The sequence below is a fragment of the Roseovarius sp. genome (assembly GCF_040219995.1).
GTDB lineage: Bacteria > Pseudomonadota > Alphaproteobacteria > Rhodobacterales > Rhodobacteraceae > Roseovarius.
Genome location: NZ_JAVJUC010000014.1, coordinates 755,455 through 774,917 on the forward strand (window position 1 = coordinate 755,455; position 19,463 = coordinate 774,917).

19 protein-coding genes are annotated in these 19,463 nt (G+C 64.9%); 6 read left to right on the forward strand and 13 right to left on the reverse strand.

The features are described from left to right. Positions 1 to 15: 15 nt before the first annotated feature. Complete coding sequence (locus RID11_RS07915; protein WP_350137330.1) at positions 16 to 1,605, forward strand: FMN-binding glutamate synthase family protein; 1,590 nt, start codon at positions 16 to 18, stop codon at positions 1,603 to 1,605. A 273-nt stretch (positions 1,606 to 1,878) separates the two neighbouring features. Here the strand turns inward: RID11_RS07915 and RID11_RS07920 are convergent, their stop codons facing one another. From RID11_RS07920 to RID11_RS07930, 3 genes are read right to left on the reverse strand one after another with little or no spacing between them, the layout of a single operon-like run. After that, positions 1,879 to 3,021, reverse strand: coding sequence for a trans-sulfuration enzyme family protein (locus RID11_RS07920; protein WP_350137332.1), 1,143 nt, complete (start codon positions 3,019 to 3,021; stop codon positions 1,879 to 1,881). Beyond that, positions 3,022 to 3,771 (reverse strand): maleate cis-trans isomerase family protein, encoded by a 750-nt coding sequence (locus RID11_RS07925; RefSeq protein WP_350137334.1) that lies wholly within the window; start codon positions 3,769 to 3,771, stop codon positions 3,022 to 3,024. Next, a complete protein-coding gene (locus RID11_RS07930) occupies positions 3,771 to 4,871 on the reverse strand; it encodes an anhydro-N-acetylmuramic acid kinase (RefSeq protein WP_350137336.1) in 1,101 nt (366 codons plus the stop codon). Before RID11_RS07930 ends, RID11_RS07925 begins: the two co-directional genes overlap by 1 nt. 63 nt (positions 4,872 to 4,934) lie before the next feature. Between RID11_RS07930 and tyrS the strand changes: the two genes are divergently transcribed. Further along, the gene (gene tyrS, locus RID11_RS07935; RefSeq protein WP_350137339.1) at positions 4,935 to 6,188 is read left to right on the forward strand and encodes a tyrosine--tRNA ligase; all 1,254 of its coding nucleotides are present in this window, start codon (positions 4,935 to 4,937) and stop codon (positions 6,186 to 6,188) included. Between the two features lie 121 nt (positions 6,189 to 6,309). On the opposite strand, the gene aroB is transcribed toward tyrS, so the two are convergent. Further along, positions 6,310 to 7,428, reverse strand: a complete 1,119-nt coding sequence (aroB, locus tag RID11_RS07940; protein WP_350137341.1) for a 3-dehydroquinate synthase — start codon at positions 7,426 to 7,428, stop codon at positions 6,310 to 6,312. Beyond that, on the reverse strand, positions 7,425 to 8,006 hold the full coding sequence (locus RID11_RS07945) for a shikimate kinase (RefSeq protein ID WP_502949346.1): 582 nt from the start codon (positions 8,004 to 8,006) through the stop codon (positions 7,425 to 7,427). Before RID11_RS07945 ends, aroB begins: the two co-directional genes overlap by 4 nt. A 90-nt stretch (positions 8,007 to 8,096) precedes the next feature. Between RID11_RS07945 and RID11_RS07950 the strand changes: the two genes are divergently transcribed. From RID11_RS07950 to RID11_RS07960, 3 genes are read left to right on the forward strand one after another with little or no spacing between them, the layout of a single operon-like run. After that, the gene (locus tag RID11_RS07950) at positions 8,097 to 8,246 is read left to right on the forward strand and encodes a hypothetical protein (protein WP_350137342.1); all 150 of its coding nucleotides are present in this window, start codon (positions 8,097 to 8,099) and stop codon (positions 8,244 to 8,246) included. Beyond that, entirely contained in the window at positions 8,233 to 9,762 is a 1,530-nt protein-coding gene (locus tag RID11_RS07955) for a hypothetical protein (RefSeq protein WP_350137344.1), read from the forward strand. The genes RID11_RS07950 and RID11_RS07955 overlap by 14 nt, the downstream gene beginning before the upstream one ends. Beyond that, positions 9,759 to 10,730 carry a tyrosine recombinase gene (locus tag RID11_RS07960; protein ID WP_350137346.1) on the forward strand — a complete coding sequence of 324 codons (972 nt, stop codon included), beginning with the start codon at positions 9,759 to 9,761 and terminating at the stop codon, positions 10,728 to 10,730. Before RID11_RS07955 ends, RID11_RS07960 begins: the two co-directional genes overlap by 4 nt. Here RID11_RS07960 and RID11_RS07965 read toward each other — a convergent pair. Further along, on the reverse strand, positions 10,667 to 11,485 hold the full coding sequence (locus RID11_RS07965; protein ID WP_350137347.1) for a metallophosphoesterase family protein: 819 nt from the start codon (positions 11,483 to 11,485) through the stop codon (positions 10,667 to 10,669). The two genes, RID11_RS07960 and RID11_RS07965, sit on opposite strands and share 64 nt — an antisense overlap. Before the next feature lie 70 nt (positions 11,486 to 11,555). Here RID11_RS07965 and RID11_RS07970 point away from each other — a divergent pair, with 70 nt between their 5' ends. Then, positions 11,556 to 12,866 carry an HlyC/CorC family transporter gene (locus tag RID11_RS07970; protein WP_050663280.1) on the forward strand — a complete coding sequence of 437 codons (1,311 nt, stop codon included), beginning with the start codon at positions 11,556 to 11,558 and terminating at the stop codon, positions 12,864 to 12,866. A 25-nt stretch (positions 12,867 to 12,891) separates the two neighbouring features. Here the strand turns inward: RID11_RS07970 and RID11_RS07975 are convergent, their stop codons facing one another. The 7 genes from RID11_RS07975 to RID11_RS08005 are packed head-to-tail and all read right to left on the reverse strand — an operon-like array spanning position 12,892 to position 19,369. Next, positions 12,892 to 14,034 carry an alpha-hydroxy acid oxidase gene (locus RID11_RS07975; protein WP_350137350.1) on the reverse strand — a complete coding sequence of 381 codons (1,143 nt, stop codon included), beginning with the start codon at positions 14,032 to 14,034 and terminating at the stop codon, positions 12,892 to 12,894. Positions 14,035 to 14,038: 4 nt separating this feature from the next. Continuing rightward, the gene (locus RID11_RS07980; protein WP_350137353.1) at positions 14,039 to 14,443 is read right to left on the reverse strand and encodes a universal stress protein; all 405 of its coding nucleotides are present in this window, start codon (positions 14,441 to 14,443) and stop codon (positions 14,039 to 14,041) included. Positions 14,444 to 14,473: 30 nt separating this feature from the next. Further along, positions 14,474 to 15,454, reverse strand: a complete 981-nt coding sequence (locus tag RID11_RS07985; RefSeq protein ID WP_350137355.1) for a zinc-dependent alcohol dehydrogenase — start codon at positions 15,452 to 15,454, stop codon at positions 14,474 to 14,476. Continuing rightward, complete coding sequence (locus RID11_RS07990) at positions 15,451 to 16,206, reverse strand: SDR family NAD(P)-dependent oxidoreductase (protein ID WP_350137358.1); 756 nt, start codon at positions 16,204 to 16,206, stop codon at positions 15,451 to 15,453. The genes RID11_RS07985 and RID11_RS07990 overlap by 4 nt, the downstream gene beginning before the upstream one ends. Then, on the reverse strand, positions 16,199 to 17,506 hold the full coding sequence (hisD, locus tag RID11_RS07995; RefSeq protein WP_350137360.1) for a histidinol dehydrogenase: 1,308 nt from the start codon (positions 17,504 to 17,506) through the stop codon (positions 16,199 to 16,201). The genes RID11_RS07990 and hisD overlap by 8 nt, the downstream gene beginning before the upstream one ends. 12 nt (positions 17,507 to 17,518) lie before the next feature. Further along, positions 17,519 to 18,847, reverse strand: a complete 1,329-nt coding sequence (locus tag RID11_RS08000) for a TRAP transporter large permease (protein WP_350137363.1) — start codon at positions 18,845 to 18,847, stop codon at positions 17,519 to 17,521. A gap of 9 nt (positions 18,848 to 18,856) precedes the next feature. Beyond that, entirely contained in the window at positions 18,857 to 19,369 is a 513-nt protein-coding gene (locus RID11_RS08005) for a TRAP transporter small permease (RefSeq protein WP_350137365.1), read from the reverse strand. Positions 19,370 to 19,463: the final 94 nt, after the last annotated feature.

The window sequence follows — 19,463 nt, forward strand, 5'->3', positions numbered from 1 at the left end:
TTCAGGGAGGGTCTCTTGCGTTATATTCCGCTGCTCATCAGTTTACTGCTCGTGCCTGCAGGCATTGTTGTCGCTCTCTGGCTGCCGTTCTGGGGCGGGGTGCTTGCGGCCCTCGCAGCACTTGTGGCCGCCATCGGCCTCTACGATGTCTTTCAGACCAAGCGCGCGGTGCTCAAGAATTACCCGATTTCGGCCCGGCTGCGCTTTCTCTTCGAGCATTTTCGCCCCGAGATCCGCCAGTATTTCCTTGAAAGCGATCACGAAGAAACCCCCTATTCCAGAGAACAGCGCGCCCTCGTCTATCGCCGGTCCAAGGGCATCGAGGGACTGCGCCCCTTCGGCACGCTGCGCAATGTCAACGCGGTGGGGCATGAATGGATCAACCATTCCATGGCCCCTACCCATCTCGACAGCCACGATTTCCGCCTGCGCATCGGCGGCCCGGATTGCACGCAACCCTATGACAGCTCGCCGCTCAATATCTCGGGCATGTCCTATGGCGCGCTGTCGCCCAATGCCATCGAGGCACTCAACTGGGGGGCCAGGATCGGCGGTTTCGCCCATACCACCGGCGAAGGCTCGATCTCGCGTTTTCACCGCAAGCATGGCGGCGATCTGATCTGGCAGATCGGCTCGGGCTATTTCGGCTGCCGCACGCCCGAGGGCGCGTTCAATCCCGAGATGTTTTCTGAGACCGCCGCCGACGATCAGGTCAAGATGATCGAGATAAAGCTGAGCCAGGGGGCCAAGCCCGGCCATGGCGGCATTCTGCCCGGGGCCAAGGTGACCGAGGCCATCGCCGAAGCGCGCGGCGTGCAGGTGGGCGAGGACTGCATCAGCCCGCCCGGCCATTCCGAGTTCTCCACCCCCGAGGGGCTGTGTGCGTTCATCGCCCGCCTGCGGTCACTTTCGGGCGGCAAGCCGGTGGGCCTCAAGCTCTGCGTCGGCCATCCGTGGGAGTTCTTCGCCATGGCCAAGGCGTTTCACGAGACCGGCATCACCCCCGATTTCATCACCATCGACGGGGCCGAGGGCGGCACCGGCGCGGCACCGGCAGAGTTCGCCGACCACAAGGGCGCGCCGATCCGCGAAGGGCTGATGCTGGTGCATAACACGCTGGTCGGCATGGGGCTGCGCGACCGCATCCGGCTCATCGTCTCGGGCAAGCTGATCAGCGCTTTTGACCTTTGCCGCATGTTCGCGCTCGGCGCGGATGGCTGCAACATCGCGCGCGGCTTCATGTTCGCCGTCGGCTGCATTCAGGCACAGGTCTGCCATTCCGGCAAATGCCCCACGGGGGTGACCACGCAGGACCCGGGCCGCTACCGCGCTCTCGTGGTCACGGAAAAATACCAGCGCGTGGCCAATTTCCACCGCAACACCATGATTGCCCTGAAAGAGGCTGTGGAATCCTCTGGTCTGCGCGCCCCGCAAGAGTTCACGCCGCACCACCTGATGATCCGCGTGAACAGCCGCGAAGTACGCTCGGCGGCCAGCCAGTATCTCTGGCTGGAACCGGGTGAATTGCTCTCAGGCACCGTCGATCACCCGGCCTTCACCAAATATTGGGACCGCGCGCGCGCCGACACGTTCGCATTTGCGTGAGTTTGCCAGAGACCCGTACAGGTCTGGGTTGCAGACAGGCTTTGGCCTGTTGCTGCCGTTGCCGTGAGCCGCGCATCGACGGGCCGCGGTACGGCGATCCAACGATAGTTTCCTAGCACTTTATATCAGCCAAGCCCGAAAAACATACGAGCGCAGAGCAGGTTGCAGCCAAATCGCCGTGCCGGGGGGCGGCCCGGCGATGCGCGGCGGCCTTCGGCCTTGATTCCGCGCATGTGTGTAGCGGTCAACGGCAACAACAGGCCATAACCACCCCTACCCGTCCAGCGCCTGCGCCAGATCGGCGATCAGGTCGCCGGCATCCTCAATCCCCACCGACAGGCGAATGAGCGTCTCGGGTATGCCGGTATGCGGCTCGATGGTGTGGCGATGCTCGACAAGGCTCTCGACGCCCCCCAGCGACGTCGCCCGGTGAAACAGCCGCAACCGCCCCACCACGTCGAGCGCGCGCGCCTTGTCGCCCTTGACCAGCGCCGAGAGCAGATACCCATAGCCGCCCTGCATCTGCCGCGCCGCAATGGCATGCCCCGCGTGGCTGGCCAGCCCCGGATAATAGACCGCCTCAATATCAGCGCGCCCCTCCAGATACTCCGCCACTGCCATCGCATTCTCGCACATCCGCTCCATTCGGAGCGGTAATGTCCGCATCCCGCGCATCAAGAGCCACGCCTCGAACGGGCCGATGATGGCACCCGCGTCATGCCGGTCAGTGGCGATCTCCTGCCACATCGCCTGCCCCGGCTCGCGGCAGGACAAGACCCCCGCCAGCACATCCGAATGCCCGTTCAAGGCTTTCGTCGCCGAATGCATCACGATATCGGCCCCCAGATCGAGCGCCCGGGTCAGCACCGGCGTCGCCGCCGTGCCATCGACCACAAGCACCGCGCCCGCCTTATGCGCCATACCCGCCGCCGCCGCGATATCCACGGTCTTGAGCCACGGGTTCGACGGCGTCTCGATCCAGACCATGTCGGCCGAGGACCGGCACGCCTCGGCCAAGGCAGCAGGATCCGCCGCGTCGATCTCATCGAGTATGATCGCGCGGCGCACGCAATAGTCACGCACCCATTTCAGCGTGCCCCAGTAGATGCCGTTCTGCATCACCACCCGCGCGCCCGAAGGCAGCGCCCGAAAGACCGCTGCGATGGCCGCCATGCCACTTGGAAACAGCAGGCTCGCCGCCGCAGCTTCCAATGCGCGCACCACCTCCTCGCACTGCCGCACCGTGTCGTTCTGATCGCGGCCATAGACATTGTCGGGCCGCATCAGCCCATAGTCGGCATCGCGCAAATAGGTCGTGGCCAGGCTGATCCCCGGCACCACGCCCCCGGTCTGCGCCTCCACCGCGCCTGCCGCCTGTGCGGCGATGGTCGCGGGCTTTTGGTCTTTCTCGGTCATTCAGTCTTCTTTCCGTCCCTCTAGATCAAACAGCCGTCCCGGCCCCCATCCGAGCGCATCCACATCGGCGCGCCGCAACATGTCCCACAATAGCGCCTGATTGGAGCTGATCACCGGCAGTCCAAGCTCTTGCTCGACCGCCTCGATGATCCCGAAAGTGCGCAGATTGGTGCAGCTTGTAAAGACCGCCTGAACACCCGTCGCCCCCCCGGCCTGCACCATCGCGGCCCGGGTCGAGCTTTCGGCGATGCGCGCCACCGTCCAGTCCTCCTTCTGACCGAAACTCGCCTCGCTCACCACGGTGATCCCTTGCGCGGCCAGCGCGTGGCGCATCGGGCCGTTCACCTCGGCCACATACGGCGTGACCATCGCCACGCGGGTCACTCCAAGCGCCTTGAGCGCCGCAATCACGGCGCTCAACGGGTTGGTGACGGGCGTGCCGGGTTGCGCCTTCTGCATGCGCCGCGCCACCTCCTCGGGGCCGATTACGGCACTGGCAGAGGTGCAGCCATAGCCAAGCGCCGACAGCCCCTGCGGCAAAAGGGCGGCGGTACATGTCATCTGCGGTGCCATCGCCTGCAGATCCTCGGGCGTGACATCGGCCTGCGCCGGAATGCGGGTGTGCAACAGATTGACGTCGCGCCCCGCAAGAATGCCGCGCGCCTCGTATTCCAGCGTCTCGTCGGTGCTCAGCACGATCAGCCCAAGCCGCCGCCCGGCCCCTGCGCCCAGATCAAGATCATAGTCCATCACATGCCCTCCGGTCGGCTGATCGTCCCGCCCGACACGGCGGCGCGCACACCCGTCGTGCCAGCACAGGACGTGGGCAAACCGCGCGCCACCCGCACCGCCAAATGCGCGAAAGCCTGCGCCTCCAGCATGTCGCCGTCAAGCCCCACCGCCTCCACCGGTTCCACCGGGCAATCGAGCGAGGCCGCCAGCATGCGCATCATAACCGGATTGTGCCGCCCGCCCCCGGTCACCAGCAGACGCGCGGGTGGCTCCGGGCAATGCTCCATCCCGCGCAACACCGCCGCTGCCGCCATGCCGGTGAGCGTCGCCACCGCATCGGCATCGCCCAGTTCCGAAACCAACCCGATCATCTCGGAAAACGTGTCGCGATCCAGCGATTTTGGCGGCATGCGCAGGAAATACGACTCGTCCAGAAAGAGTTCCAGCGCGCCCTGCGCCACCTGCCCCCGCCGGGCGAGCGCGCCGTCCCGATCATAGGGCTCACCGCGCCGCGCCATCATCAGATCGTTGATCGGCGCATTGGCCGGGCCGGTGTCAAAGGCCAAAAGCGCGCCCTCCTCCTCAGGCCGGGTCCGGCGCGGATCGACCCATGTCAGGTTACCCACCCCGCCAAGGTTGAGAAACGCCAGCGGCGCCTCGGCCCCGATCCAACGCGCGCAGGCGAAATGAAAGAACGGCGCCAACGGCGCGCCCTCGCCGCCCAGCCGGATATCGGCGCTGCGGAAATCCCAGACCACCGGCAGGCGCAAAGCCTCGGCCAGCCGCGCGCCATCCCCCAACTGATGCGTGCCGCGCCCCTGCGGCTCATGCGCCAGCGTCTGACCGTGAAACCCGACCAGTGCAGCCCCTGAAAGACTGCTCAACACCTCGAGATGCGCGCGCTCCACCAGCGCCCCGGCCTCGGCCAGATCCTCTCCGGGCCATTTGCCGAGGGCGGCGGCCAGCACGGCCTGCTCCCCCGGCAAATAGGCGCGATAGGCGCTCGGGCCAAAGCCAAAGATCACCTCGCCATCGGTCTCGACCATGGCCGCATCCACCCCGTCAAGCGAGGTGCCCGACATCGCCCCCAAAGCCCAAAGCCGCCCCGCCTTCAACATGGCCTTTTCCTTCGCCCAATGACTGCATATACATGCCGCGCAACGACAAGCGGGACAAGCCTTATGACCTACCACCCCAAATCCGATTTCATGCGCGTGATGATCGAGCGTGGTTACCTCTCGGATTGCACCGATTATCAGGGGCTGGACGAGGCGCTGACCAACGGCACGGTCACCGCGTACATCGGCTATGACGCCACGGCGAAATCGTTGCATGTCGGGCACCTGCTGAACATCATGATGCTGCGCTGGCTGCAAAAGACCGGGCACCGGCCGATCACCCTGATGGGGGGCGGCACAACCAAGGTCGGCGATCCCTCGTTCCGCTCTGATGAACGGCCCCTCCTCGGCCCCGATCAGATCGCCGAAAACATCACCGGCATGAAACGCGTCTTCGCGCGCTACCTCGCCTATGGGCAGGGGCCGACCGATGCGCTCATGCTCGACAATGCCGAATGGCTTGACGGGCTGAACTATCTCGAATTCCTGCGCGATATCGGGCGGCATTTCTCGGTCAACCGGATGCTCTCGTTCGAATCCGTCAAATCCCGGCTCGACCGCGAGCAATCGCTCAGCTTCCTCGAATTCAACTACATGATCCTGCAAGCCTATGATTTCCTTGAACTCAACCGCCGCTACGGCTGCGTGTTGCAGATGGGCGGCTCGGATCAATGGGGCAACATCGTCAACGGCATCGACCTTACCCGCCGGGTGATCGACCATGAGGTTTACGGCCTGACCTCACCGCTGCTGACCACCTCGGACGGGCGCAAGATGGGCAAATCGGCGGGCGGCGCGATGTGGCTCGATGCCGAGATGTTGAGCCCCTACGAATTCTGGCAATTCTGGCGCAACACCACCGATGCAGATACCGGGCGGTTCCTCAAGCTCTACACCGAATTGCCGGTCGAGGACTGCGAGCGTTTGGGCGCGCTTGCGGGGTCGGAGATCAACGAGGCCAAGATCATCCTCGCCAACGAGGTAACGACGCTGCTGCACGGGGCCGACGCGGCGCAGGCCGCCGAGGCGACCGCCCGCGAGGTGTTTGAGAAAGGCGGCGTAGGTGATGACCTGCCCACGGTCGAACTGACACCTGCGGAATTGGGCGACGGGCTCTCGATCGTGCAACTGATCGTGCGCAGCGGGCTCGCCAAATCCGGCAAGGAGGCGAAGCGCCTGATCGCCGAAAACGGCGCGCGCCTCGACGACGCGCCCCTCACTGATGCCGGGCTGATGATCGACGCCACCGCCCTCGCCGCGCCGATCAAGCTCTCGGCCGGCAAGAAGCGCCACGCGCTGATCAAGCTCATCCCCTAAGCGGGTCGCGCGACCAAGGGATTTTGAAATCCCTTGGTCAAGCCGCTTTCAAGCGGCTTGCAACGCGGTTTCGAAACCGCGTCTAAAGGCGTTTGCAAACGCCTTTCCCCTACCGTCCATCTCAGCCACGCGCCGCGAGCGCGTCATCAAGAACCGCGCGTACCACCTCGGAGGGCACATCAGACGTCACGAAAGCGTCACCGATGCCGCGCGCGAGAACAAAGTGCAGCGCCCCATCAACGACTTTCTTGTCCTGCCCCATCAGCGTTATTAGCCCATCCGCATCCGGCAATTCTCCCTCAATATCAGACAGATCAACCTTCATCTTCATGTCGCGAAGATGGGCGCGCACGCGGCTCGGCTCCTCCTGCGGACACAGCCCCAGACGCGCTGACAGCTCGAAGGCCAGCGCGCAGCCGATCGCCACCCCCTCGCCATGCAGCAGCCGCGCGCCATCATAGCGGGTCGCCGCCTCCAGCGCATGACAGAAAGTGTGGCCAAGGTTCAGCAGCGCCCGGTCGCCCTGTTCGGTCTCGTCGCGCATCACAATCTCGGCCTTCATCTCGACCGAGCGTTTCACGGCATGGATCCGCGCCGCCATATCGCCCGAGGCGGCACATGAAGCATTTCCCTCAAGCCATTGGAAAAAATTACGATCCCCCAACAATCCGTATTTCACCACCTCGCCGTAACCGGCGAGGAAATCGCGCTCCGGCAGGCTGTCCAGGACCTCAGTATCGGCCAGCACGAGGCTCGGCTGATGAAAGGCTCCGATCAGGTTCTTGCCCTGCGGCGCGTTGATCCCGGTCTTGCCGCCCACCGAACTGTCGACCTGCGCAAGCAGGCTTGTCGGCACCTGCACGAAGCGCACCCCGCGCCGCAGCACGGCGGCGGCAAAGCCCACCAGATCGCCGATCACGCCGCCGCCCAGGGCGACCACCACATCGTTGCGCTCGACCTTCTGCTCCAGCAGCCATTCGACTGCGCGCTCGAAATGCGGCCAGGATTTCGTGGCCTCGCCCGGTGGCAGGCTTAGCGCTACGGAAGAAATACCGTGCTCGGTCAATCCCGTGCGGAACGTCTCGAGATGCAGTGCCGCGACGGTCTCGTCGGTGATGATCGCAACGCGCGGCCGCCGCAGCAATGGCCCGATCAATGCGCCCGCGCGTGCCAGCAGACCCGGACCGATGTGAATGTCATAGGCCCGCCCCTCAAGACCCACATGCACGACCTCGCTCATTTCACTGCCTCCAGAACATCCCTGCGCGTCACCAGCGCCGCCTCGACCTCAGCCGCCATGTCGTCGATCGAATATCCCGGATCGCCGGCCACGCTCAAATCCGCCAATGCATAGATCGGCGCACGCGTTTCATATATCTCCCGAAGCGTCTCATATGGATGAGCTGTGCGCAGCAAGGGTCTGGTATTCTTTCCTTTTACCCGTGACCACAGCAAGCTCAGATCGGCATTCAGCCAGACCGAGACGCCCTTGTCGGACATCATCTGCCGGTTCCTCTCGGACAAGAAGGCGCCCCCACCGGTCGACAGGATACCGCGCTGTGTGTCGAGCAACCGCTCGATCACCTCGCTTTCGCGCGCACGAAAGAATGTCTCGCCATCCCTTTGGAATATCTCGGAAATCGTCATGTTGGCGGCTTTTTCTATTTCTGCATCCGAATCCAGAAACGGCACAGAAAGCCGGGTGGCCAAGGCCTTGCCCACGGCTGTCTTGCCTGCCCCCATCATGCCCACCAGCACGACAGTTTTCTTCAGATTCCAATGCGTTCCGCCCGACACGCTCGGCGCTCCCCTGCCAATTCACACAGTTTTTCACTCAATGACGTGATCTTGCGCAAAAGGCCAGTTATAACTTGGTCAAAACTCACATCCGAGCAGACAGAGGTTTCCATGTTGCGATTGATCAAATGGCTGTTTTATCTGGCCATTCTGGGTTTCATCGCCCTGGTGGCCTATGCCTATATCGGGCCCTTTTTCGGGGCCGACTTCTCGCCGCCGCAAACCGAGATTCGCGAGGATGTCATTCTTGAGACGCAGTAGCCTCACGCTGCTTGCCACGCTTTGGGCAACCCTCGGCACAGCACAAGAGCCGCTCTCGGCGATTGACTGGTTGAACGATGCCGAGACCGTGGCCCTCGGCAGGCCCTATGCCAAACCAGACGAGCCACCCGCCGCCGATCGCGTCGTGGTGCCCGGTGTCACCGTCACCGCGCTCGACGCACCGCGCGCGGATGCGGTCGGTCTCTTGCCGGGCTCGACCACGGGACTGCCCTCCACGCTTTGGCAAGACAGCGCGACCGAGGCGATTCTAGAACGGCTGAACGATCTGCCGGACGTGCCGCTGCCCGCTGTCCAGGCGCTCTATTACACGCTCCTTCTGGCAGAGGCCCACGCCCCTGAAGATGCTGGCAGCGGCGCACCTTTCCTCTCCGCCCGCCTCGCCGCGCTGCGCCGGTTCGGCGCGGTGGAACCCGCCCTCGCGCTGGTCGAGCGGGCCGGTGGGGCAACCCCGGCGCTCTTTGATCAGTGGCTCGACCTGGCGCTGCTTGATGGCAGCGAGGAGCGCGCCTGCGCGGCACTGAGCGAGGCACCGCATCTGAGCCGACGGCTCGCTGCGCGCATCTATTGCACCGCGCGCGATGGTGATTGGGACACGGCGGCGCTCACCTATCACGGGGCCACCGCCACGGACGGGCTGAGCGAGACCGATGCCACGCTCCTCGCCCTGTTTCTCGATCCCGGGATGATCGAGGATATCGAACCGCCTGCCCCGCCCGCACAGATCAGCCCCCTGCAATTCCGACTGTTCGAGGCGATTGGCGCTCCGCTCTCGACGCGCAACCTGCCGCGCGCCTTCGCGATGGCCGATCTGCGCGGCACTGCAGGCTGGAAAGCGGAACTCGAAGCCGCCGAACGCCTCGCCCGGACCGGAGCCTTGCCTGGTGCGCAGCTTCTGGGCCTCTATACTGCGCGCAAACCGGCCGCCTCCGGCGGGGTCTGGGACCGGGTCTCGGCGGTGCAGCGTCTGGACAATGCGCTCACCGATGGCGATCCCGCCGCCGTCGCGCGGGCCATCCCGGCTGCGTGGCAGGCTGCACGCGCGGTGCGGCTTGAGACCATCTTTGCCGAACTCTTTGCCGAACGCCTCCTGAAGGTTGATCTCCCCCCCGAGCTTGAGGCCCAGGCCTTTGACATCGCGCTCTTGTCCAGCATCTACGAGACAGCGGCACAGACCCTGACACCAACCAACGCCCGCCAGCGCTTCGCGGCCGGGCTGGCCCGCGGTGCCCCGTCCGAGGCCGACGCCACGCGCCCGGTCGAACAGGCGGTCGCGCGCGGTTTTGCCCGCGTGGCCGCCGCGCCTGCACATCAGGTGCTGATCGAAGAGGGACGGCTGGGCGAAGCGATCCTGCTTGCGGCCCGAGAGCTGGACAGCAACGCAGGCAGCGGCCGCGAGACGCTCAGCGCAGCACTCGGGACACTGCGTGCCGTCGGGCTGGAGGATACGGCACGGCGTGCAGCTCTCCAGATGCTCTTGCTGGAGCGCCTGAGTTGAGCAGCGCAACACATTGGATTTCCACGTTTCTCGAGGCGCAAGCCGCAGAGCTCGGAGCCGCCGCCAACACCCTGTCGGCCTATCAGCGCGACCTGCGCGATTTCGAGGCATGGATGAGCGGGCGGGCACATGATCTTTCCTCGGCCACGCAGGACGATATCGAAGCCTACCTGATCCACTGCGATGCGCAGGGGCTTGCGCAATCGACCCGCGCGCGCAGGCTCTCGGCGATCCGTCAACTCTACCGCTTTGCCTTCGAAGAGCGGCTGCGCAGCGACAATCCGGCAATCCGCATCAAGGGACCGGGGCGCGCACAGCGCCTGCCCAAGACGTTGAGCGAGGACGAGGTCAGTCGCTTGCTCGACACCGCACCGCAATTCGGTCGCAACCCGTCGGACCGCTGCCGCAATGCCTGTCTGATGGCGCTGCTCTATGCCACCGGCATGCGGGTGAGCGAATTGGTGACGCTGCCCCTGTCGGCGGCACGTGGCGACCCCGACATGCTTCTGGTGCGCGGCAAGGGGGGCAAGGAACGCATGGTGCCGCTGTCGCCGCCCGCGCGCCACGCGCTCGCCGACTGGCTGGCGCTGCGCAACGCGCAAGAGGATGAAAAACGCGCTCAGGGGAAGACTGCCTCGGCCTATCTCTTTGCCTCGAGCGGAAAGGCCGGACACCTGACACGTCACCGGTTTTATCAACTGATCAAGCGCTTGGCGGTCAAGGCTCATGTCGATCCGGGCAAGGTGACACCCCACACCCTGCGCCACGCCTTTGCCACGCATTTGTTGGCCAATGGTGCCGATCTGCGGGTCATCCAGACGCTTCTGGGGCATGCTGACGTCGCGACGACCGAAATTTACACCCATGTGCTGGAGGCACGGCTACAGGCCCTCGTTGAGGACCATCACCCGCTCGCGACCGCCGCACGGCGCAAGGCGGGTGGAAGCACCTCTTCCGACGGCCAATAGCCTGTGCCAAGCGCCGTGTCATAGCCCTGCGTCAGACCCGCCGCCCGCATCGCCGCCTGCGTGCCTTCGTGATCGTAGGGCAAGCGGTGCAGCGTCGCACCCCCTCCGTCCAGAATGGCAAAGGCGGTCTCAGATCTGCCGTCATTGGGCGGCATGCCGATCGCACCTGCATTGATCCAGTCCACAGGACCGATCCGCCGGGTGAATGCAAGGCCGCAATGTCCCGCCAAAACACATGAGATATCGCCAATAACACTCTTTATATAATTAATTTCCTCGATGAAGTCGTCATCATGCGACACCGGCCAGAGAAAGCGGCTGATGTCACGGGCACCGCCGTGAATGACCGCATGCCGCCGCCCGTGATGGGCAAAGGTGATCATGTCCGGAAGCGCCGCCATCCAGTCGCGTGCCGTGTCGCTGATCGCCGCCTCAGCCTGCGCATACCATCCGGCCGAAAGCCTGTCACACAGCGTGCCCGCTTCGAAGCCACAGCCGCAATCACCAGCACGCGCGGCCAGTTGCCGCTCGCAATTGCCGGCAACCACGGCGCAACCAAGATCGCGAATGGCAGCCACCGTCTCGGCGGGCTGCGCGCAATAGGCAACAACATCGCCGGTGCAGATCACATGCTTCGTCGCAATTGCACGCCGCGTCGCTTCGGCGATCAAGGCCTGCGTGGCCTGCAGGTTCGAGTACGGCCCGCCAAAAATCAGCAGCGGGCCGTCCAATTCGCCCAAATCCCGCACCTGCATCACGCCTGCTCCCTTGATTGCGGGCCGATCAGCCCCCATAACCCGATCAAGCATAAGGAATATCACGCAAATGGAAGCGACGCATCCCGTTCTCGACCTGACCTTCTGGATCACGGCAGGGTCCATCCTCTGCCTGCTGGTCCTGTCGGGGTTTTTCTCGGGCAGTGAGACGGCACTCACTGCTGCCTCACGCGGCAAGCTGCGTGCGCAGGCCGAAAAGGGCTCTCGCGGGGCGGATACCGCGCTCAAGATCACCGAGGACAACGAACGCCTGATCGGCTCGGTGCTTCTGGGCAACAACCTCGTCAACATCCTCGCCGCCTCGCTCGCCACGGCGCTCTTCACCCGGCTCTTTGGCGAAAGCGGCGTGGCGCTGGCAACGCTGGTGATGACGCTGCTTGTGCTGATCTTCGCCGAGGTGCTGCCCAAAACCTACGCCATCACCAATGCCGAGGTCGCGGCCTCGCGGACAGCCCCGATCATCGTCTGGGTGGTCAAGGTGTTCTCGCCCGTCGTCTCGGCGGTGCGCTGGCTTGTGCGGCTGATCCTGCGCGGCTTTGGCGTGCAGACCGATCCCGACAGCCATATCCTCGCGGTGCGCGACGAAATCGCAGGCGCGCTCTACCTCGGTCAATCCGAAGGCGTCGTCGAGAAAGAAGACCGCGACCGTATCCTGGGCGCGCTCGATCTGGGCGAGCGCGCGGTCGAGGAAATCATGCTTCACCGGTCGCGGATCGAGATGATCAATGCCGAGGCCGACCCCGAGGCGATCCTCGATCAGTGCCTCAAGAGCAACCACACCCGCCTGCCGCTCTATCGCGATGATCCCGACAACATCGTCGGCGTGGTCCATGCCAAGGATCTCTTGCGCGCAATGCACAGCCTTGTCACCTCGTCCGAGGAAGGCGCCGCCGAGGCGTTGCGCGCCTTTGACGTCCAGAGCATCGCGCGCGAGCCCTATTTCGTGCCTGAAACCACCACGCTCGACGATCAGATGCGGCAATTTCTGCGGATGCGCAGCCACTTCGCGCTGGTGGTCGATGAATACGGCACGCTGCAAGGCCTGATCACCCTGGAGGATATTCTGGAAGAGATCGTCGGCGAGATCACCGATGAATTCGATCCCGACGCCGAACACCCCATTCGCAAGACCGAGGATAACCAGTTCCTGATCGACGGCGCGATGACGATCCGCGACCTCAACCGCGCGACCGACTGGACCCTGCCGGACGATGCCGCGAATACCGTGGCGGGGCTGGTGATCCACGAGGCGCAGATGATCCCGGCAATCGACCAGACGTTCATCTTTCACGGCTTCCGCTTTCAGGTGGTCGCGCGCAAGGACAACCGGATCACCAAGCTGAAGATCCGCAAGCTCTGAGCAAATCCGGCGGGTCGTATTTGCGTCACGCGCTCCGTGTGGTGGAGTGACCGGTCTCTGGCGCAGGTGTTGCCCCCTCCGAGAGTGAACAGCGCCCGGTTTGCGCCATCGCCGCGCTCAACTCGGTGCTCAGCACGTCCCACAGACGCCGAAGCCCCTCCTCGCCGGCCGCCGCAATGGCGAATTGCAGGATGCGGCCCAAAAAGGTGAAATCCGCCCCCTGGCTCAGCGCCTTGAGCACATCCTCGCCCGAGCGCAGCCCGCTGTCATAGAACAGCGGCATGTCAGGGCCCACAGCACTGCGGATGCGTGCGAGCGCGTCGATAGGCGGCGGCGCGCTCTCCAACTGCCGAGACCCGTGGCTGGAGACCTGAATGGCATCCACACCCGATGCGGCCAGCCGCACCGCATCCTCAACATCCAACACCCCCTTGACCACCAGCTTGCCCGGCCACATCTCCCGCAGCCGCGCCAGCGTGTCCCAGGTGGCGCGCGCGCGGCTTTCGGTGCGGTCGAAGGCATAGCCCGGCATCTGGAAATTCGCCATCTCCGGGCGGCCATGCAAAAGCGTGCGCAGTGACCATGACGGGTGCAGCGCGAAATCGAGAAATTGCCGGGGGCCAAGACGGAACGGCATGGTAAAGCCGTGGCGCAATTCGCGCGGGCGGCGGCCCAGTTCCGGCACGTCCACGGTGAGGATCAGCACCTCGTAGCCCGCATCGCGCGCCCGCTCGGCCAGGCGAAACGTGCCGCTGCCATCGCCACTGAAATAGAGCTGGAACCACGCCTGCCCCTCGGCCACTTCAATCAGCCTTTCCAACGGGGTAGAGGCCACAGTTGACACGCCCAAAGGCACCTTTTCGCGCGCTGCCAAACGCGCCAGCATCAGGTCGGCACCGGGGCCAGACAGGTTACACATACCCATCGGCGCAATGCCGAAGGGCCGCCCGGCCCGCCCGGCAAACAGGGGCACGCTCAGATCACGCGCGCTCACATCGCGCAGGATGCGCGGGGTGAGCGGGATCGCATCCAATGCCGCGCGATTGCGCACGGCCCCCGTCTCGCGCCCCGCCACTCCGTCGATGTAGTCGAACACCATCCACGGCAGACGACGGCGGGCCAGACGCCGCGCATCCTCGGCGCTGTGGATATGCGCGGCACGCCCCAACAGATCAGCGCATCACATGCACCGCGCAGGGCGCATGCCGCACGACCCGCGCGGCGGTGGAGCCGAGAAAGTAATCCCGCAGCCCCGGCTTGTGCGAGCCGATGACGATGCAATCCGCCTTTATCTCGGTGGAATAGTCCACGATGGTCCGATAACTGTGGCCCTTCTTGAGCACCGGTTTGACCTCCGGATGCTCCGCCAGCTTTTCGGCCATGCGCGTGCGCGCCATCTCGAACCCGGCGCGCACCATCTCTTCGTCAAGATAGGCCCCGACCGCGCCACTCGGCGTCTCGTAGACGTGCAGCGCAATGATCTCGCCGCCGTCGTGTAGCAGCGCACGGGCGATCTCCAGCGTTTCCGGCGAAAGCCCATGGTCGAGCGCCATCGGAACGAGAATACGTTTATACATGCTGTCAGCTCCTTTTGCAGATGCCCCGCGCTATCCGGCAGGGTCGAGAACGATCTTGGGCGCGGCCACCCGGCCCGCGCGCAGATCGGCAAAGGCGGTGGTGCCGTCAGACAACCCGCGCGCCTCGATCCAGTCGAGCGGGCCGAGCCGCCCGTCATAGATCGCCTGAGCGGTGTCGCGGAAATCCTGCGCGGTGTAGGTATAGGTCCCGATGAAGGTGATCTCCTGCAAGGTCATCCGCCGGATATCGAGCCCGCCTGCATCCTCACCCAGCCCGACATGCGCGATCACCCCGCCTGGTGCGGCACAGGCCGAGGCGGCGGCACGGGTCGCGGCATAGCCCACGGCGTCGATCACCAGACCGAACTGCCCGCGCGCCTCGTCCACCACATGCAGCCCGCAGCGCTCGGCCAGATACGCCCGGCGCGCCGGGTTCGGCTCGGACAGGGTGACATCCGCCACCCCCTGCGCCACCAGCGCCAGCGCCGCCGCCAGCCCGATGGCCCCGCCACCGATCACCAATGCTGCCTCAGGCACGCCCTCTTTGCGCGCCGCAATCGCCAGCCGCACCGCGTGCCAGCTGACCGCCAGCGGTTCGGCCAGCGCGGCCTTGGCCAGTGGCACATCCGGCGGCACCGGGACAAGATTGCGCGCAGGCATCGCGACGTATTCGGCAAAAGCCCCCTCGCGCGGCGGCATCGAGATGATCTGGCGGGCCGCGCACAGGTTCTCGCGCCCCGCACGGCAAGCGTCGCAGGCCCCACAGGTCACCAGCGGATTGATCGTAACCCGCTCGCCTTCGCGCGGTCCGCCCACGATCACCCCCGCCGCCTCATGCCCGAGGATAAGCGGCGCAGGGCGGCGCGCGTCATGGCCCAGATAGGCGTGCATGTCCGACCCGCAAATGCCCACGGCCAAGACCCGGATCAACTCCTCGCCCGCACGCGGCTCAGAATCCGGCACCTCGCGCAGCACGAGGGTTTCGGGGCCTTCATAGATCAGTGCCTTCATTTCGCGGTGAACCCCCCATCGACCATCAGAACCTGCCCGGTCACGTAGCGCGATGCCTCGGAGCAGAGGAAAAGCAGCGGCCCGTCCATATCCGACAGGTCTCCATTGCGCCCGATGCAGGTCTGCGCCGCGTTCCTTGCCGCGCGGTCCGAGTCGCCAAAGACCGCCTGTGTCAACTCGGTCGGGAAAAACCCCGGCCCGATGGCATTGGCGGTGATCCCATCGCGCGACCACGCCTCGGCCATGGCGCGGGTCAGTTGCCCGATGCCCGCCTTGCTCGCCCCGTAGGCAATGCCACCGGGAAAGGCGCGCGTGGTCTGGAGAGAGGCGAAATTGACCACCCGCCCCCAGCCATCCGCGCGCATGCCGGGAACCAGCGCCTGCGTCAGGAAAAACGGCGCGGTGAGGTTGAGCGCAAGCGTGGCGTCCCAGCCCTCGGGTGTCACCTCATCGGCAGCCTGCCGTGTGTTCACCCCGGCGGCATGCACCACGATCTGCGGCGCACCAAAAGGCGCGCGAATGGCGGCCACCGTCTCGGGTAGCGCGTCGCGGTCCGCCACATCGGCCACGACATAGGCTGCATGTTCCCCTGCCTCCGCCGCCCAATCCCGCAAGGCGTCCTCGCGCCGGGCGACACCCACGACGCGGGCACCCGCGCGGGCCAGCACCAGCGCCGCATGCCGGCCCAGACCGGAACTCGCCCCGGTGACGCAGGCGACCCGGCCCTTCACACTGAAGAGGTCGTCAGCCATTGGCGGTCAGATCAAAGGTCTCATCGGGGAAATACTTGGCCAGCCGCACATCGGCGGCGCGGGCATGCCCCTCCATCCCTTCGAGACGCGAGATGCGCGCCGTCGCCTCGGCGATGGATTTCGCACCTTCGCGCGTGGCCCGCTGCCATGTGACGATCTTCATGTATTTATGCACGCTCAACCCGCCGGTATAGCGCGCCGCGCCCGAGGTGGGCAGCACATGATTAGTCCCCGCCGCCTTGTCACCATAGGCCACCGTCGTTTCCTCGCCCAGAAACAGCGAGCCATAGCAGGTCAGCCGATCCAGCCACCAATCAAGATCGCCGGCCTGCACCGTCAGGTGTTCGGGCGCGTAGGCGTCGGAGGTGGCCGCCATCTCCTCACGGTCGGCACAGAGGATCACCTCGGCATAATCGCGCCAAGCGGCTGCGGCGTTTTCGGCGTTCACCTCCGGCAGATCAGCGATCAACCCCGGCACCCGCGCCATCACGTCCTCGGCCAACGCGCGATCGTCGGTCACCAGCCAGACCGGCGAGTTATAGCCATGCTCGGCCTGGCTCACCAGATCGGTCGCCACGATATGCGGATCGGCGCTGCTGTCGGCAAGGATCAGGCTATCGGTCGGCCCGGCGATCATGTCGATCCCCACCCGGCCGAACAGAATACGCTTGGCCTCGGCGACGAACTGATTGCCGGGCCCCACGAGGATATTGGCACGTGGCAGGCCAAAGAGGCCAAAGGTCATCGCCGCCACCCCCTGTACCCCGCCCATGGCAAGGATCTGATCCGCCCCGCAGATATGCGCGGCATAGACAATCGCCGGGTTCACGCCCACATCCGGGCGCGGCGGTGAACAGGCGGTGATATGACGGCAGCCCGCAACCTTGGCGGTGGTCACGGTCATGATCGCGCTCGCGATATGGCTATAACGCCCGCCCGGCACGTAGCAGCCCGCCGCATCCACCGGGATCGCCTTTTGCCCCGCGATCATCCCCGGCACCACCTCGTGCTCGACATTGGCGACAGTGGATTTCTGCATCTCGGCAAAACGGCGCACATTGTCATGGGCAAAGCGGATATCGGCCTTGAGCTTTTCAGGGACCAAGGCGCAGGCCGCCTCGATCTCGGCTTGCGTCATCAAGACATTGCCCTCGTATTTGTCGAACTTGGCGGCATAGTCCAGCGCCGCCGTGTCGCCCCCCGCCTCGATATCGTTGAGAATGGCAATCACCGTGTCATGCACATCGCCCGCGTTCGAGCCGGAGGTGAGGCGAGCTTTCTTGAGGTATTCCAGAGCCATATCGCAGAGGTCCTATTTGTAGATGTCAGGCAAAAGCGTGGTTGAGACGGCGGGCACATAGGCGATCAGCAAGACCACCACGAACATGCCCAACACGAAGGGCACCGCGCGCCATGCGATCCGCAGGATCGACTCGCCGGTGATGCCCGAAACGACGAAGAGATTGAGACCAAGCGGCGGCGTGATGAACCCCACGCCAAGCGCCGTGATCATCATGATGCAGAACTGGATCTCGTTCATGCCGATATTGTCGGCGAGCGGCTTCAGGATCGGCGCGAGGATCACGATATTGGGCGTCGTCTCCATCACACAGCCCGCCGCGATCAGGATGCCGATCATCAAGAGAATCAGCAGCCAGGGCTCATCGGTCAGGCCGGTGACGGCGGTGACAAACCCCTGCGGCACACCCATGATCGCCAGCGCCTCGGCCAGCGGGGCCGAAAAGGCGATGATCGGCAGGATCACCCCGTTCACCTTGGCCGAACTCACCAGCATCGCCGGAAAATCCGCAAGGCTCAGCGTGCGCAGGATGAACCCCATGAGGATCGTCACCACCACTGCCGTCGCCCCGGCCTCGGTTGGCGTGAGCCGCCCGGAAAAGATGCCGTAAAAGATGATTCCCGGCACGATGAACGCATACCAGCCCGAGCCGAGCGCGCGCCCCAGATTGCCCAGCCACTCGCCAAAGGACAGCTTGCCGCCACCCTCGTAATCGTAGATCCGGTTGACGATGATATTGGTCACCAGGATCGACACGAGGATCGCAAGCCCGGGAATGAGCGCCGCCATGAAGAGGGTCGAGGCCGAAATGCCCAGCACGAGGCCGATGATGATATAAGCGATCGAGGGCGGGATAAGGATGCCGGTGCAGGCCCCTGCCGCCACCAGCGCGCAGGCATAGGGGCGCGGATAACCCGATTCAACCAGACGTTCGATGGTCATCCGCCCGACCGCCGCCGCCCCCGCCGCGTCCGAACCGGAAATCGCGGCGAACATCCCGCAGACCAGCACCGTGGCCGAGCCGAAGCCCCCCTTGGCAAAGCAGGTGAGCGCCTCGGCCACGTCGAGGAATTTGCGGCTCAGCCCGGTGCGCACCAGCACGTCGCCGGTCAGGATGAAGAGCGGCACGGCGGTCAGCGCAAAGGCGTCGATGCCAGTGAACAGGCTCTCGCCCACAAGGCTGAGCGGCAGATCGCCCGACATCACCAGCATGATGATCGCCGCCGATCCGATGGCGGCCCAGACCGGCACGGCGAGCGCGATCAGACCGACAAAAAGAATTACCGGGAGGTAGAAATCCCACCCCAGCTCCACGGTTTGTTCCATCGCACCCCAAAGCATCGCGCACCCTCAATCAAAGAGTTTGTCGCCCTCGAAGACGGGCGTGCCGTCCCGAAGCGATCTGAAATCCCGAAACAGCGATTGCACGAGACGAAACAGCATGAGCGAAAAGCCGACGGGCACCGCCATGATGAACCACACCATCGAAACCCTCAGCCCGGCGCTGACCGAGCCGAATTTGGCCGAGACCAGCACCGCCTCCCACGACCAGTAAAGCGCGACCATCGCCACCGCGACCATCACCAGATCGCCGAAGATATAAAGCAGCGCCTTGAGCCGTGGCCCGAGGTAATGCATCACCACGTCGATGCGGATATGTGCGCGTTCCTTGACCGCCGCAGCGGCCCCGATCCAGGCGAGATAGATGAAGGAATAGCGCACGATCTCCTCGCCCCAGACCGAGGAGTAGGAGAAGACTTCACGCCGGATCACCTCGACCGCCATGGTCACGACCAGCATGACGTAAAAGACCAGAAGCAGCCAGCGTTCGGCGTCGCGGTCCAGGCGGCGCAGGATGGACATGGGGGTTCTCCTCGGGCGTGGTCAGTCAGGACCCGCCCGCGCGACATTGCCGGCGCGCGGGGGCACGTACATCGGGCGTTCGAGGCGCGCAACC

What these genes read in the sequence shown, in the direction of transcription:
- aroB (WP_350137341.1), bottom strand. Translation starts at nt 7,428, where the DNA reads ATGAGCGAGGTCGTGCATGTGGGTCTTGAGGGGCGGGCCTATGACATT.
- RID11_RS07990 (WP_350137358.1), bottom strand. Translation starts at nt 16,206, where the DNA reads ATGGCTGACGACCTCTTCAGTGTGAAGGGCCGGGTCGCCTGCGTCACC.
- RID11_RS07950 (WP_350137342.1), top strand. Translation starts at nt 8,097, where the DNA reads ATGTTGCGATTGATCAAATGGCTGTTTTATCTGGCCATTCTGGGTTTC.
- RID11_RS07970 (WP_050663280.1), top strand. Translation starts at nt 11,556, where the DNA reads ATGGAAGCGACGCATCCCGTTCTCGACCTGACCTTCTGGATCACGGCA.
- RID11_RS08005 (WP_350137365.1), bottom strand. Translation starts at nt 19,369, where the DNA reads ATGTCCATCCTGCGCCGCCTGGACCGCGACGCCGAACGCTGGCTGCTT.
- RID11_RS08000 (WP_350137363.1), bottom strand. Translation starts at nt 18,847, where the DNA reads ATGCTTTGGGGTGCGATGGAACAAACCGTGGAGCTGGGGTGGGATTTC.
- RID11_RS07930 (WP_350137336.1), bottom strand. Translation starts at nt 4,871, where the DNA reads ATGTTGAAGGCGGGGCGGCTTTGGGCTTTGGGGGCGATGTCGGGCACC.
- RID11_RS07965 (WP_350137347.1), bottom strand. Translation starts at nt 11,485, where the DNA reads ATGCAGGTGCGGGATTTGGGCGAATTGGACGGCCCGCTGCTGATTTTT.
- hisD (WP_350137360.1), bottom strand. Translation starts at nt 17,506, where the DNA reads ATGGCTCTGGAATACCTCAAGAAAGCTCGCCTCACCTCCGGCTCGAAC.
- tyrS (WP_350137339.1), top strand. Translation starts at nt 4,935, where the DNA reads ATGACCTACCACCCCAAATCCGATTTCATGCGCGTGATGATCGAGCGT.
- RID11_RS07920 (WP_350137332.1), bottom strand. Translation starts at nt 3,021, where the DNA reads ATGACCGAGAAAGACCAAAAGCCCGCGACCATCGCCGCACAGGCGGCA.
- RID11_RS07980 (WP_350137353.1), bottom strand. Translation starts at nt 14,443, where the DNA reads ATGTATAAACGTATTCTCGTTCCGATGGCGCTCGACCATGGGCTTTCG.
- RID11_RS07925 (WP_350137334.1), bottom strand. Translation starts at nt 3,771, where the DNA reads ATGGACTATGATCTTGATCTGGGCGCAGGGGCCGGGCGGCGGCTTGGG.
- RID11_RS07985 (WP_350137355.1), bottom strand. Translation starts at nt 15,454, where the DNA reads ATGAAGGCACTGATCTATGAAGGCCCCGAAACCCTCGTGCTGCGCGAG.